The sequence below is a fragment of the Pseudonocardia hierapolitana genome (genome assembly GCF_007994075.1).
In the GTDB taxonomy this organism is placed as follows: domain Bacteria; phylum Actinomycetota; class Actinomycetes; order Mycobacteriales; family Pseudonocardiaceae; genus Pseudonocardia; species Pseudonocardia hierapolitana.
Genome location: NZ_VIWU01000001.1, coordinates 8,350,238 through 8,364,133 on the forward strand (window position 1 = coordinate 8,350,238; position 13,896 = coordinate 8,364,133).

Annotated in this window: 15 protein-coding genes; 9 read left to right on the forward strand and 6 right to left on the reverse strand. The window is 72.7% G+C overall.

What is annotated here, in order from left to right; all coding sequences use genetic code 11:
• Positions 1-38: 38 nt before the first annotated feature.
• Positions 39-2,495, reverse strand: coding sequence for an ABC transporter permease (locus FHX44_RS39345; RefSeq protein WP_147260409.1), 2,457 nt, complete (start codon positions 2,493-2,495; stop codon positions 39-41).
• Positions 2,495-3,199 carry an ABC transporter ATP-binding protein gene (locus FHX44_RS39350; protein WP_147261848.1) on the reverse strand — a complete coding sequence of 235 codons (705 nt, stop codon included), beginning with the start codon at positions 3,197-3,199 and terminating at the stop codon, positions 2,495-2,497. Before FHX44_RS39350 ends, FHX44_RS39345 begins: the two co-directional genes overlap by 1 nt.
• A 192-nt stretch (positions 3,200-3,391) precedes the next feature.
• Here FHX44_RS39350 and FHX44_RS39355 point away from each other — a divergent pair, with 192 nt between their 5' ends.
• The gene (locus FHX44_RS39355) at positions 3,392-4,087 is read left to right on the forward strand and encodes a response regulator transcription factor (protein ID WP_147260410.1); all 696 of its coding nucleotides are present in this window, start codon (positions 3,392-3,394) and stop codon (positions 4,085-4,087) included.
• A gap of 10 nt (positions 4,088-4,097) precedes the next feature.
• A complete protein-coding gene (locus tag FHX44_RS39360; RefSeq protein ID WP_281287940.1) occupies positions 4,098-5,198 on the forward strand; it encodes a sensor histidine kinase in 1,101 nt (366 codons plus the stop codon).
• Between the two features lie 87 nt (positions 5,199-5,285).
• Here FHX44_RS39360 and FHX44_RS43975 read toward each other — a convergent pair whose 3' ends face one another.
• Complete coding sequence (locus FHX44_RS43975; RefSeq protein WP_281287941.1) at positions 5,286-5,414, reverse strand: hypothetical protein; 129 nt, start codon at positions 5,412-5,414, stop codon at positions 5,286-5,288.
• Positions 5,415-5,530: 116 nt separating this feature from the next.
• Between FHX44_RS43975 and FHX44_RS39365 the strand changes: the two genes are divergently transcribed.
• On the forward strand, positions 5,531-6,484 hold the full coding sequence (locus tag FHX44_RS39365) for a substrate-binding domain-containing protein (protein ID WP_147260412.1): 954 nt from the start codon (positions 5,531-5,533) through the stop codon (positions 6,482-6,484).
• 117 nt (positions 6,485-6,601) lie between these two features.
• Here FHX44_RS39365 and FHX44_RS42540 read toward each other — a convergent pair whose 3' ends face one another.
• On the reverse strand, positions 6,602-6,769 hold the full coding sequence (locus FHX44_RS42540) for a hypothetical protein (protein ID WP_170309228.1): 168 nt from the start codon (positions 6,767-6,769) through the stop codon (positions 6,602-6,604).
• A gap of 289 nt (positions 6,770-7,058) precedes the next feature.
• Here FHX44_RS42540 and FHX44_RS39370 point away from each other — a divergent pair, with 289 nt between their 5' ends.
• The 4 genes from FHX44_RS39370 (at position 7,059) to FHX44_RS39385 (ending at position 11,747) form a co-directional block, all read left to right on the forward strand.
• Positions 7,059-8,462 carry an MFS transporter gene (locus FHX44_RS39370; RefSeq protein WP_147260413.1) on the forward strand — a complete coding sequence of 468 codons (1,404 nt, stop codon included), beginning with the start codon at positions 7,059-7,061 and terminating at the stop codon, positions 8,460-8,462.
• A gap of 9 nt (positions 8,463-8,471) precedes the next feature.
• Positions 8,472-9,416 (forward strand): helix-turn-helix transcriptional regulator, encoded by a 945-nt coding sequence (locus FHX44_RS39375; protein ID WP_246170842.1) that lies wholly within the window; start codon positions 8,472-8,474, stop codon positions 9,414-9,416.
• Positions 9,417-9,566: 150 nt separating this feature from the next.
• Positions 9,567-10,907: a ferredoxin reductase family protein gene (locus tag FHX44_RS39380; RefSeq protein ID WP_212612856.1), complete on the forward strand. Its 1,341-nt coding sequence runs from the start codon at positions 9,567-9,569 to the stop codon at positions 10,905-10,907.
• Positions 10,908-10,931: 24 nt separating this feature from the next.
• The gene (locus FHX44_RS39385) at positions 10,932-11,747 is read left to right on the forward strand and encodes an SDR family NAD(P)-dependent oxidoreductase (RefSeq protein ID WP_147260414.1); all 816 of its coding nucleotides are present in this window, start codon (positions 10,932-10,934) and stop codon (positions 11,745-11,747) included.
• Here FHX44_RS39385 and FHX44_RS39390 read toward each other — a convergent pair.
• Positions 11,728-12,519, reverse strand: coding sequence for a class I SAM-dependent methyltransferase (locus FHX44_RS39390; RefSeq protein WP_147260415.1), 792 nt, complete (start codon positions 12,517-12,519; stop codon positions 11,728-11,730). The two genes, FHX44_RS39385 and FHX44_RS39390, sit on opposite strands and share 20 nt — an antisense overlap.
• Positions 12,520-12,568: 49 nt before the next feature.
• Between FHX44_RS39390 and FHX44_RS39395 the strand changes: the two genes are divergently transcribed.
• A complete protein-coding gene (locus FHX44_RS39395) occupies positions 12,569-13,144 on the forward strand; it encodes a TetR/AcrR family transcriptional regulator (protein ID WP_147260416.1) in 576 nt (191 codons plus the stop codon).
• Positions 13,145-13,276: 132 nt separating this feature from the next.
• Positions 13,277-13,459 carry a YegP family protein gene (locus FHX44_RS39400; protein ID WP_147260417.1) on the forward strand — a complete coding sequence of 61 codons (183 nt, stop codon included), beginning with the start codon at positions 13,277-13,279 and terminating at the stop codon, positions 13,457-13,459.
• Between the two features lie 51 nt (positions 13,460-13,510).
• On the opposite strand, the gene FHX44_RS39405 is transcribed toward FHX44_RS39400, so the two are convergent.
• Positions 13,511-13,807, reverse strand: a complete 297-nt coding sequence (locus FHX44_RS39405) for a hypothetical protein (protein ID WP_147260418.1) — start codon at positions 13,805-13,807, stop codon at positions 13,511-13,513.
• Positions 13,808-13,896: the final 89 nt, after the last annotated feature.

Below are 13,896 nucleotides of genomic sequence, written 5' to 3' on the forward strand. Positions count from 1 at the left end.
GTGTGACGGTTGTCCATCGGTACGCAGTTGAGGAGGTGTCAGTCGAGGGACAGCCCTTCTGCGGGAGACACCCGGGCGGCCCGGTGCGCCGGGAGAACTGCGGCGAGGAGTCCGGCCAGGGTGGCGATGAGGACGACGGCGCCCAGTGAGGGCCAGGGGATGACCATCGTGGCGTGGGTGAGGGCCCGCTTCACGAACGTCTCGTAGCCGACCCAGGCGAACCCGACGCCGATCAGGGTGCCGAGCACGGTGGCCACCACCGACAGCAGCAGGGCCTCGGCGGCCAGCGTCCGCCGCAGCTGCCCGCGGGTCAGCCCGAGCGCACGCAGCAGCGCATGTTCGCGGGCGCGTTCGAGGACGGACAGCCCCAGGGTGTTCCCGATCCCGATCAGCGCGATCGCCACGGAGACGCCGAGCAGGCCGAGCGCCGACCCGGCGAGGAGGTCGCGCTCCCGGTTCGCCGCCGCCTGGGCCTGCAGCCGGTCCTCCAGCTGCGCGCCGGCCGCATCCGCCAGCCCGTCCAGGTCGTCGACGAGCTTCAGCGGGTCGGCGCCTGCGGTGGCGCGGACCCACACGACGCGCGGTTCGGGGGCGTCGGTGAGCTGTGCCAGGGTCTGCGGTGCGAGCATGCCGGCCCGGCCCCAGCCGGAGAGCGAGACGACCCGCAGCCGGGCTTCGCGGTCGCCGACGCGCACCGTGACCTGGTCCCCGGGCCGGACGCTCGGGTCGGTGAAGGCGTCCAGGTCGAGCCGGATCGTCCCGGGCTCCACCTGGGCGAAGCTCCCGCCGTCGCGGGCCACCTGCGGCGCGGCCGACGTGGTGAGGACCGGCAGCGGTGCGTCGAACCCGGAGAGCCGGGCCACGGCGCCGTCCACGGCGATGGCCTGCTCGACACCGGGAGTGCGACGTACCCGGTCGAGGAGGTCGGTGGGGACCGGTTCCTCGAGCGAGGTGAGCGCGGCGTCGATGGGGTTGTGCCTGACGTTCACCTCGTCCAGCCCCGCACGCCAGGTGGCCATCCCGGTGAGCACGGCGGTCGTCAGGGTGGCCCCGACCAGCAGGGCGGCGGTGGTGGTGGCGGTCCGGCGCGGGTCGCGCACGGCGTTCTGGGTGGCCAGCCGGCCGGCGCGGCCGAGCAGCGCCCCGCTGACCCGCACCAGGCGGGGCACCAGCACCGGCCCGACCAGCAGCACGCCGGTGAACACCGCTGCTCCGCCGGCCACCATGAACAGCGTGCTGTCCCGGACCATCGCGGCCGCGAGCAGGGCCGGCCCGGTGAGCAGGAGCAGCGCGGCGAGCGCCAGCCGCACCCGGCCGGTGGCGGTGCGCACGTCGAGCGCGGCCGGCGGGCGCAGCGCCGCCAGCGGGCTCACCCGGATCACCTGCCGGGTCGGCAGCCAGGACGCGAGCATGGTGACCAGCAGGCCGACGGCGAACCCGCCCAGCAGCCAGGGCACAGGCGGTGCGGGAGCGGCCAACGGGGTGGGGGCGAGGGTGTTGATCAGGGGGAGCAGGCCGTAGCCGAGCCCGACACCGACCAGCGCCCCGGCCAGGGATGCGAGCCCGCCGACGGCGGCCGCCTCCCGGCGTACCGAACCCAGCACCTGCGCCCGGGTGGCGCCGACGCAGCGCAGCAGCGCGAAGTCGCGCAGGCGCCCCGCGAACAGGATGGAGAACGTGTTCGCGACGACCAGGACCGAGACCACGAGCGCGACGCCGGCGAACAACAGCAGCATCAACGTGATCATGTCCGTGTCGTTGTTGAGCCGGGTCAGGCCGTTTCTGACGTACTCGTCCGCCGTCCAGACCCTCATGCCCTCGGGGAGCGGACCCACTTCCCCGCGCACCGCCACGCTGCCCACGTGGAAGGTGGGCTGGTCGCGCCACTGCAGGTACTGCGGCCACGTGACGTACATCGAGGCCTGAGTCCATGTGGTGGGCGACACCACGAGGCCGACCACTTCCAGGTCGGTCGCGCCTGAGCCGTCGCCGACCCGGATCCGGTCGCCGACCGCGACCTCCTGGGCCTGGGCGTCCCACACGTGCATCACCGCCTCGCCGGTGTGTGCCGGGAAGCGGCCCGAGACGAGCTTCTGCCAGCGCAGGCCCTCCCCGGCCGCGATCGGCCCCACCGTCGTCTGGCCCCGGAACTCGCCCGAGCCGAGCGGTGCGCCGTCTTCCCGGTGCGCCGGCAGGTCGACCCGGCCGAGCCCGGATGCGTTGTCGCCGAGGCGGTCGATGAGCGCGATCGCGTCCGACAGGTCCAGGGTGTCGGGGCAACACGGTGGGCCCGGCTCGGGTCCGTCCTCGGGCGCGTCGACCACGAAGTCGGCACCGCGGTACGGCGCCCCGGAGTTCTCCATGAACCCGGCCCGGGCCCCGGAGGTGAGCACGCCGATCACGACGACGAAGGCGACCGAGGCGATCACCGCGATCCCCGCTGCCACGTACCGGCGGACGTGGATGCGCAGGGAGGCGAGGAGGACGGTGCGCATCAGGCGATCAGCCCGTCCTGCATGGTGACCACGTCGTCGGCGTAGGCCGCGGCGTCGCGGTCGTGGGTGACCATCACGACGGTCTGGCCCAGCTCGCGCACCGACCGGCGCAGGTGCTCCAGCACCTCCGCCGAGGTGGTGGAGTCCAGGTTCCCGGTGGGCTCGTCGGCGAACAGCAGATCCGGCCCGGTGACCAGCGCCCGGGCGATCGCGACCCGCTGCTGCTGGCCACCGGACAGCTCCGCGGGCCGGTGCCCGAGCCGGTCGGCCACGCCCAGTTTCTCGGCGAGCGTCTGGGCACGTTCCCGGGTCGCGTCGTCGACCCGCGCACCGCCCAGCTCGACCGGGAGCAGGATGTTCTGTTCCGCGGTGAGCATCGGCAGCAGGTTGAACGACTGGAACACGAAGCCGACGTGCCGGCGGCGGAAGACCGTCAGCGCGTCGTCGTCGAGTGACCCCAGCTCGGTGCCGGCCACGGTGACGGTGCCCGCGCTGGCCTGGTCGAGCCCGGCCAGGCAGTGCATCAACGTGGACTTGCCCGACCCGCTCGGCCCCATGATCGCGGTGAACCTGCCTCGGGGCAGGTCGAGATCGATCCCGCGCAGGGCATGCACCTGGGTGTCGCCCCGGCCGTAGGTCTTGGCCAGCCCGCGCGCGCTGGCCGCCAGGGTTTCCCGAGTGCCGTGCGGGGGGTTGCCGAGCATTCTGGTCACTTCTGCATCCTCGGATCGTGCGTGGGATCGGCGTGCGGTCGCCGGTGTGCCGGCGGCATGTGCCGGCCGGCGGCATCGGGAGCACGCGGGTCATGCCTCCAGTCAAGGAATGATGGTGTTGCCAGCACGTATCCGGTTTTCGATATGCCTGCGATATGCGCAGGCTCGTAGCATCGAGAACTTGTGCGTGTGTTGATCGTCGAGGACGAGCCCTACATGGCGGAAGCCATCCGCGACGGCCTGCGCCTGGAGGCGATCGCCGCCGACATCGCCGGTGACGGTGACACCGCTCTGGAGCTGCTGAGCGTCAACTCCTACGACATCGCCGTCCTCGACCGCGACATCCCCGGCCCCTCCGGCGACGAGATCGCAGAACGCATCGTCGCCTCCGGCAGCGGCATGCCGATCCTCATGCTCACCGCCGCCGACCGGCTCGACGACAAGGTCTCCGGGTTCGAGCTCGGCGCCGACGACTACCTCACCAAGCCGTTCGAACTCCGGGAGCTCGTGCTGCGGCTCAGAGCGCTCGACCGCAGACGCGCCCACAACAGACCCCCCGTGCGGGAGATCGCCGGCCTGCGGCTGGACCCGTTCCGCCGCGAGGTCTACCTCGACGGCCGCTACGTCGCGCTCACCCGCAAGCAGTTCGCCGTGCTCGAGGTCCTCGTCGCCGCGGAAGGTGGTGTCGTCAGCGCCGAGGAGCTCCTGGAACGCGCGTGGGACGAGAACGCCGACCCCTTCACCAACGCCGTGCGCATCACCGTCTCGGCACTGCGCAAACGCCTCGGCGAACCCGGGATCATCGCCACCGTGCCCGGCGTCGGGTACCGCGTCGACGCGCAACCGGCGGCCGGACACGAGGGAGGGGACCGTGGATAGAGCGCCTGGGTTGAGCGTTCGTCTCAAACTCACCCTCAGCTATGCCGGGTTCCTCATGGTCGCCGGTGCCCTGCTGCTCGCGGCGGTGTGGGTGTTCCTGCTGCGAGGAACGCCCAGCAGCTACTCCCTTCCCGACCTCTCCAACCTCCCGCTCGTCTTCCAACGAGGCTCCTTCGGCCCAGCCGTCTTCGGTCCGGCGGCAGTCGTGGTGATGGCATTCCTGCTGGTGTTCGGCCTCGCGGGAGGGTGGATCCTCGCCGGCCGCATGCTCGCCCCCCTGACCCGCATCACGAACGCCACCCGCATGGCCGCGAACGGATCGCTGTCCCACCGGATCCGGCTACCGGGCCGCGGGGACGAGTTCCGCGAGCTCGCCGACGCCTTCGACGCCATGCTCGCGCGGCTCGAGGCACACGTCGCCGAACAGCGCAGGTTCGCCGCCAACGCCTCCCACGAACTGCGCACCCCGCTGGCGATCACGCAGTCGCTCCTGGACGTGGCCCGCAACGATCCGACCCGCGACACCGACGAGCTCGTCGACCGCCTCCGCGCCGTCAACACCCGAGCGATCGACCTCACCGAGGCGTTGCTCCTGCTCAGCCGCGCCGACCGGCGGTCCTTCAGGCGGGAACACGTCGACCTGTCCCTTCTGGCGGAGGAAGCCGCCGAAACGCTCCTCCCCTTCGCGGAGAAGCGCGGCGTCAGCATCGGGACCGCCGGCGACATCGCCCCCACCGTCGGCTCACCCGCGCTCCTGCTGCAGTTGACCACGAACCTCGTGCACAACGCGATCGTCCACAACCTGCCCGAACGGGGCGCCGTGTGGGTCACGACCAGCGTGCACTCCGGGAGTGTGCTGCTCATCGTCGACAACACCGGCCAGAAGCTCACGCGGGATTTGGTTTCCACGCTCGCCGAGCCGTTCCAGCGCGGCACCGAACGCATACGCACCGACCACGCAGGTGTCGGCCTCGGCCTGGCGATCGTCAAGAGCATCACCCGAGCCCACGGAGGAACCCTCACCCTCACCCCCCGGGCCGCCGGCGGGCTCTGCGTCACGGTGCAACTACCCGCCGCGCCACCGCACACCGGCGCCCGGTCATCGCGGTAGGCGCTTCCGCACCTGACCCCTTGGCGAGGTCGGGTCGGGTTCGGCGATTCGACCGCGAGATGACACGGACGTTCTCGTGCCCCATGATCATGGGGCGGAGCAGGGTGGCGTCGCGTACATTTCCACGTCGGTGCCGCGGATCCCGGCCACCGCGACCTCGAGAAGGGCGCTGTCCTCGTCGATGTCCGGCATCGGGATCTCGCGGAGTTCGGTCACGCCCGGCCCGGCTCCGGATCGCCTCGCGCAGATGATCGGCCAGCGACCCCACCAGCTCTCGCCCTGAGGTCCATTGGTAATACGTAGGTGTCGGTGAGCGACCAGAGGGGATCGAAATGCAGGAACCCGGGCCCGTGCTGCGGACCGTCATCCGCACGCAGGGAGCCAACGAGGCGCTGAAGAGCGGGGAGGTGACCCCGCGCGGGTTCCGCTTCGAGTTCGAGGAAGTGCCGGTCCTCGCCTCCGCCTTCCGCCGGATGGTGCGAGAGCTGGCGTACGACGTCAGCGAGATGGCGGTCACGACCTACCTCGTCGCCAAGGAGCACGGGGTCGAGCTCACCGCGCTGCCCGTCTTCCTCGCCCGCGGGCTGCACCACGGCGTGATCCAGGTGGCGACGGCGGGCGGCATCCGGCACCCGAAGGACCTCGAGGGCCGCCGGGTCGGCGTGGACCGCGGCTACACGGTCACCACCGGGGTGTGGGCCCGCTCCATCCTGAGCGAGGAGTACGGCGTCGACCTCGACGAGGTGACGTGGGTGCTCTCCGGCGACGAGCACGTCGCGCAGTACCGGCCCCCGGGCAACGTCGTCCCGGTCAAACCCCCGCGCAGCCTGGAGGACCTGCTGCGCAGCGGGAAGCTCGCCGCCGTGCTCGGCGCCCGCATCGACGCCCCCGACGTCACGCCGCTGATCCCGGACCCGGAGGACGCCGCCCTCACCGCGCTGCAGGAACGCGGCCTCTACCCGATCAACCACCTCGTCGTCGTCCGCGACGAGGTGCTGCGGGAACGTCCCGACATCGCCGCGGACATCTTCGACGCGTTCGTGCGCGCCAAGCAGGTCTACGTCGACCGGCTCGCCGACGACGGGATCGCGTCGCCGAGCGCCACCGACCGGTTGAACCGGCAGGTGCTCGAGCTGACCGGGGCCGATCCGCTGCCCTACGGGATCGACCCCAACCGCGAGATGCTCGAGCGGCTGGTCCGCACGGCCGTCGACCAGAAGATCCTCTCGCGCCCGGTGAAGCTGGAGAACGTGTTCGCCGCCGGCGCGCACCAGCTCGAGGGATAGGGGCGGGCTCGCTCGACACCCTCTCCGATCGTGGTCTGCCCGAAGATCCGCTCGCTCCAGGAGGAGCGCTCCACCGCGCCGAGCCACGCGATCGCCACGTGGAGCGCGCCACCGAGCTCATGCGTGGTCCACGCCGGACGTGGCCTGCCGGCGAAGTAGCCGTCTCACCCCGACCACGGCGCGGTAGGCCCGCGCCCGCTGCCGTGCCGTCACGGCCAGCACGATCAGGACGGCGAGCGCGGCCCCGACGATGCGCAGCAGGTCACCTGCCGCCGACCCGAGCACCCCGCCCGGGACGATCCCGGCGACCGCCGGGCGCGGTCGCGCTCGCCCCCGGTGAGGTGGGAGAGGCGGACCCGCTTCAGCGCGACGGTGGCGCCGGTCTCGCGGTCGGTGGCACGCCACACCTCACCCATGCCGCCGGAGCCGATCTCGGCGTCGAGGCGGTACCGCCCGGCGATCACCTCACCACCCGCCACAGCGCCCCCCGGGCGCACGGTAGCGGACGGGATGTCGATCCGGCGCCATCCCGATTGTCGCCATGACATCGCTGCTCACATCGAGAGGAACGATCATGGTGCACCGGAGGACATGGGTGCTGGCGCTCGCGGCCGTCGCATCCTTGATGACCGCGCTGGACGCGCTCGTCGTGTCCGCATCGCTCACCACCATCCAGGCCGACCTCGGCGCCACCGCCGAGCAGTTGGAGTGGACCGTCAACAGCTACAACCTCGTGATGGCCGTGCTGCTCATGCCGGCGGCGGCCCTCGGCGACCGGTACGGGCGGCGGCGCATGTTCGCGGCCGGGATCGCCCTGTTCACCGCGGCCTCGGCGGCGTGCGCGGCGGCACCCGACGTCGTGGTCCTCGTCCTCGCCCGGGCGGTTCAGGGGGCGGGCGCGGCGTTCGTCAGCGCGCTCGCCATGACGCTGGTGAGTGCCGCGTTCCCGCCGGAGCGGCGGGGCGGCGCGATCGGGTTGCTGCAGGGCGGGTCCGGTATCGCCGTGCTGGCCGGGCCCGGAATCGGCGGGGCGATCACGCACGCCGTGGGCTGGGAGTTCGTCTTCTGGCTCAACGTGCCGATCGGCCTCGCCGTGCTGCCGCTGATCCTCGCGAAGTGCGACGAGAGCCGCGGCGCCGGCACCGCGCTCGACGTGCGCGGGCTGCTCCTGGTCATCGGTGCCGTGCTCGGCCTCGTGTGGGCGCTCGCCCGCGGCAACGCGGTGGGCTGGGTGAGCACCGAGGTGCTCGGCGCGCTCGCGCTGGGTGGCGCGGCGCTCGTGGCGTTCGTCGCGTGGGAGCGGCGGGCGACCGAGCCGATGTTCCCGATGCGGCTGCTGCGCTGCCGCGGCTTCGTCGCCGGCAACGTCGCGACGGCGGGCCTCTTCGCGTCGATCTTCGGAGGCCTGTTCTTCTACGCGCAGCTGCTGCAGACCGGCCTCGGCCTCACCCCGCTGCAGGCCGGGATCGGCCTCGTGCCGTGGACGTCGACGCTGATCGTGCTCGGACCGCTCTCCGGCCGGCTGGCCGACCGGATCGGCAACCGGCCACTGATCGTCACCGGGCTGCTGACCACCGCGGCCGGCATCGCCTGGGTGGCGCTGGTTGCCCGCCCCGGGATGCCCTACGGCGAGCTCGTCGTCCCGTTCCTCGTGGCGAGCATCGGCGGGTCGATGGCCCTCGCACCCACTGCCAACGCCGTGCTCGGCGCGGTCCCGGCCGCCGACATCGGCAAGGCCTCCGGCGTCAACGCCATGCTGCGCGAGCTCGGCGGCGTGCTCGGGCTCGCCGTGTTCGTCGCCGTCTTCACCGGCACCGGCAGCTACGCCTCCCCCGCGGCGTTCGTCGACGGCTTCGGCCCGGCGATGGGGACCTGCGCCGCACTGGTCGCCCTGAGCGCGGCGGCGGTCGCGGTGCGACGCCGGCCGGTGGCGGACATCGGCGTGAACCGGGTTGCCGCCGAGCGGGCGGTCCCGTAGAGATCCGACGTGACCCTCTCCACCCCGGCGCGCCTGCTGCGCCTGCTCAGCCTGTTGCAGGGCAGGCGGGAGTGGGCGGGCACCGAGCTGGCCGAGCGACTCGGGGTGACCGACCGGACGGTGCGCCGCGACGTCGGCAGGCTGCGCGAGCTGGGCTACCCGGTCGTGAGCACCACCGGAACCGCGGGTGGTTACCGGCTCACCTCCGGCGAGGACCTGCCCCCTCTCCTGCTCGACGACGACGAGGCAGTCGCGATCGCCACGAGCCTGCTCGGCACGCTTGGCGACGGGGAGACGGCGGGCCGCGCGCTCGCCAAGCTCACGCAGGTGATGCCGGGCCGGCTGCGCAACAGGGTCACCGCCGTCGGCGCCTCGGTGGTGTCGGTGCCCGACCACCGCGTCGCGCGGATCGACCCGGGTGTGCTCGCGGTGCTGGCCGCCGCCGTGCGCGACCGCGAGATCGTCCGGTTCGCCTACCGCCGCCGCGACGACAGCACGACCGACCGCCGCGTGGAACCGCACCACGTGGTGACGACGTACGGGCTCTGGTACCTGATCGCCTTCGACACCCGGGCAGCCGACTGGCGGACGTTCCGGGTGGACCGCATCGACCGCCCCGAGTCGGCGCGCCTGCGGTTCAGCCCCCGCGAGCTACCTGCGGGCGACCCAGCCGAGCACGTGCGGCAGGCGATCGCCTCGACGCCCTACCGCTACACCGTCCGCGCCACCGTCCCTGCGCCTGCGGAGGTCGTGCGGGCCCGGTTGCCGATGTCGATCCTCGCCCGGATCCAGCCGATCGACGAGACCTCGTGCACCGTGGCCCTGGGTGCCGACTCGCTCGATCGGCTCGTGCGCGACGTCGTCACGCTCGGCCCCGGCACCCGGCTCGACGCCTCCCCCGAGGTGCTGGCCCACCTGCGGGACGTGGGCCGCTGGCTCCTCGACCAGCGCTAGCCGGATCCGGGCGACAGCGCCCCGAGATCGAACCCGCGCGCCGGCTCGAGCGTCTTACCGATCACGGCGCGCGAACCCGCAACGCGCAGCCACTCCCGAGCGACATCCGCGGGGAATACGGTCATCCCGACCGAGGGACGGTGGTTGCCGGTGGCAGTTCGGAGCCAGAGCGCGCGCACGGGCCTGTCCCCTGCCGTGGCGGCGCAGGTCGTGCTCGGCGCCGGCTTCCTGGCCCACCTCGTGGTCGTGGAGGTGCTCTTCGCCGGCGCAGGCGCGGGCAAGAACTCGGTGCTGACCGTCGCCAAGTTCTTCGCGCTGCACGCCGCCTCGATCATGATGTTGCAGCTCGTGCTGGTGGCGCGGCTGCCGTGGCTCGACCGCCGCATCGGCATGGACCGGCTCACCGTCTGGCACCGCTGGACCGGCTTCACCCTCGCCTGGACCGTGCTCACGCACGCCACGCTCGTGGTGCTCGGCTACGCCGTCCTCTACTCGATGCCGGTCACCGCGACCTTCCTCAGCCTCGCCGGGGTGATCGCCTCCCTGCTCGGGATGTGCGCCGCCGCCATCATCCTCGCGATGGCCGTGGCCTCCCTGCGCTACGCCCGCAGGCGGATGCGGTACGAGACCTGGCACGCCCTCCACATCGGCCTCTACCTCGCCGTCCTGCTCGCCCTGATCCACCAGGGCCTCGAGGGCACGACGTTCGCGTCCTCCCCTGCCGCGCGCGCGTACTGGTGGACGGTGTGGACGCTCGTGCTGCTCGCGTTCCTGACCGGCCGGATCGTCCTGCCGATCTGGCGCAACGCCCACCACCGGTTCCGGGTGGCCGCGGTCGAGCCGGAGTCCGACGACGTCGTCTCCGTCTACGTCACCGGGCGTCACCTCCACCGCCTCGACGCCCGGGCGGGGCAGTTCTTCATCTGGCGCTTCCCGACGCACAACGGCTGGTGGCAGGCCAACCCGTTCTCGCTGTCCGCGGCGCCCGACGGTCGCACGCTGCGGCTCACCGCCAAGGCCGTCGGCACGACGAGCGCCGGGCTGCGCCGGCTGCCGGTCGGCGCCCCCGCCTTCCTCGAAGGCCCCTACGGTGCGTTCACCGCCCTGCACCGCACCCGGGAAGCCACCCTCCTCATCGCAGGCGGCGTCGGGATCACCCCGATCCGCGCGATGCTGGAGGAGTCGACGGGGCCGGCCGTCGTCCTCTACCGGGTGCACAGCATGGACGACGCCGTGCTGCTCCGCGAACTGCAGTGGCTCGCGGGCGAGCGGGGCGCGCAGCTGCACGTGCTGGCCGGGCGGACCGGATCCGGGAACCCGCCCTTCGCGCCGTTCGAGCCGGCGAACCTCCGCGGGCTCGTACCGGACATCGCGGATCGGGACGTGTACGTCTGCGGCCCGCCCGCCATGACCGATGCGGTGCTGCGCAGCCTCCGCGAGCTGGGCGTCCCCCGCGGCCAGGTACACGCGGAGCGGTTCAGCCTCGCGTGATCACCGGCAGCTAGCCTCGGTCCCATGAGGATCCTCGTGACGGGAGCGACCGATGGTCTCGGCCGGTACGTGACCAGGGAGCTCACGAAGGCCGGGCACCGGGTGCTCGCGCACGGCCGCAACCCGGAGCGGCTGGGCGGCCTGCACAACGAGCTGGGCGTGGACACGGTGCAGGCCGACCTCGGTGAGCTCCGGCAGGTGGACCGGCTCGCCGACGAGGTGCTGCGCCGCCTCGACCGCCTCGACGTCCTCGTCAACAACGCGGGGGTAGGCCCCGGCGCCGACCAGAGCCGCCGCGAGGAGAGCGCCGACGGGATCGAGCTGCGCTTCGCCGTGAACCACCTGGCCGGCTACCACCTGGCGCGCAGGCTCGTGCCGCTGCTCGTCGCGTCGGCCCCGGCGCGGGTGGTCAACATCGCATCGATCGGGCAGGAGGCGATCGACTTCGCCGATCCGCTCCTCGAACGCTCGTACTCGGGCATGCGGGCCTACCGGCAGAGCAAGCTCGCCCAGATCATGGCCACGGTCGACCTCGCCGCCGAGCTGCGCGGCACCGGTGTCACCGTCAACGCCCTGCACCCGGCCACCCTGATGCCCACCACCATGGTGAACGAGGCGTGGCCGGGCACGTCGGTGAGCATGCTGGAGCAGGGTGGCACCGCCACACTCCGCCTGATCCTCGACGAGGGCCTCGCGACGACCACGGGCCGCTACTTCGACAGCAACACGCCCGACCCCGTCGACCCCGATCCCCAGGCGAGCGACCCGGACGCGCGCCGGCGGCTGCGGGAGCTCTCCGACCGGCTCGTGACGGCCGCGCTCACCCGCGCACCGCGGTGACCGCAACGGTGGTGAAGTGCATCGTGAAGCTGCCGCCGACCGCGTCGACGGCGGCCCCGATGCCCGCCAGCAGCTCCTCCCGGACATCCGGCGGGAACAGGTGGTGCCCGCCCGAGGTGGGCACGAACTCCAGCCACTCGTCGCGCGTGTAGGAGCGGTCCCGGTCGAACCGCCACTGCTCCGGCTCACCGAACCCGCCTGCCTGCCGCATCCCCTCGGTCGCCTTCGTGAGGAACGCCGAGTAGGCGTCCAGGCCGGGCATCGCCCCCTTCGCGAAGGGCGAGTCCGGTAGCACCCGCCGGTAGACCGCGGAGAAGGCCTCCGCCAGGTCGGACGAGGGCTGGAACACGTACCAGAACAGGGCGAGCCGTCCACCGGGCCGCAGCACCCGCGCCGCCTTGGCCGCCCCCGCGACCGGGTCGACCCAGTGCCAGGCCATCCCGGCGGCCACCGCGTCGAAGGTCCGGCCGGCGGGTTCCCACTCCTCGAAGGTGGCCACCTCGACCTCGAGCCCGTGCCGACGCGCCCAGGCGGCCATCCGCGCGTCGGGCTCGACGCCCAGCACCGCGCATCCCGCCGCCCTGAACTGCCGGGCTGCGATGCCCGTGCCGCAGCCGACGTCGACGACCTCACGGCCCGGGCTCGCGGCGACGATCCGCTCCACGAGGGCCTCGGGGTAACGCGGGCGCGCCCGGTCGTAGCGTTCGGGGTCCGCGCCGAACGACTCCGCGAGGTGACGGGCTTCGTGGGACTCGAATGGCATAGTGGGCATGCGCCCACTCTAGTGGGCACGTGCCCACTCATCGAGGGAGGGTGGCGGTATGCCGACCGGAGTGGCCCTGCGCGATCCGCGCGAACAGCTCTTCGCCGCCGCGGAGCGCGTCCTGCTCCGCGACGGCCCGAACGCGCTGACCAGCCGGGCGGTCACCGACGAGGCGAGCGTCGCCAAGGGCGTGCTGCACCGGCACTTCGCCGACTTCGACGCCTTCCTCGCCGAGCTGGTCCTCGACCGCATCGGCCGGCTCGACGAGCGGGCCCTGCGCCGGTCCGCCGGCACGGGCACCGTCACCGACAACCTCACCGCCGCGCTGACCGGGGTGTTCGGGCCCGTCGCCGTGGCGATCGTCGGGCTCGTCACCTTCCGCGACGGCCTGCGGGCCCGGCTGCGCCAAGCCGGACTGGCCGGCATCCCGCTGCTCGCACAGGCCTCGGCCATGATCGCCGCCTACCTCGCGGCGGAGCGCGACCTCGGCCGCATCGCGGCGGACGCCGACGTCGACACCCTCGCCCTCACCCTGATCGGCAGCGCGCACCTGCTGTTCGCAGGCGGAGACACTCCTCCGGCGGAGGTGGAGGTCCGCAAGATCGTCGCCGCGGTCGTCACGAACGCCGGATGAGGAGGATGGAGCGCCGGACGGCCGAGAGTGCACCTGGCGTCCCCCGTCCGGGTGCGGCGCGTCGCCCCGACCCTCCCGCCACGTCCATTACCTTCCGCGTCGCTGACATCACGCAGAGTGAAGGGGACGACGATGGCGGGCAAGTTCGAGGTGTACAAGGACCGTGGTGGCAAGTACCGGTTCCGACTGAAGGCGTCCAACGGCCAGGTCGTCGCCACCGGCGAGGCCTACGAGACGAAGGCGTCGGCGCTGAAGGGGTGCGAGTCGGTGCAGAAGGCCGCCGACGGCGCGCAGATCATCGAGACGGAGTCGTGAGCTGAAACATTCGTTCGGTGCGGGTGGCCGGTCGGGTATCGGGACCCCCGATCACCGCCGGCCACCGAGGCGGACGGTCAGCCGGAACGTCGAGTAGGTGACCGTGAGACCGTCCCGCGTCAGCTCGCGGGTCCGCACGGTCTCGACCGCCAGTCCGGCGCCGGCGGCGAGGCCGAGCACGTGGTCCTGATCGCCGGACGTGCCGAAGAACAACAGCACGCGCCCGAGGTCGAGCCCGAGGTACGACAGCCGGCGCTCGCCCGCCTCGCTCATCTCGCGGTAGGCCCGCTCGTGCCACCTCCGCAGCACCGCGGTCCGCTCCGCGGAGAAGGGCGGTCGGTAGTGCATTCGCGAAAGGCTAGGGCGGAGCGCCGGCAGCGGCGATCACATTTCACCTCGATCGTTCCGGCACCCGGCGTGCGCCCCGGTGAGGCCTG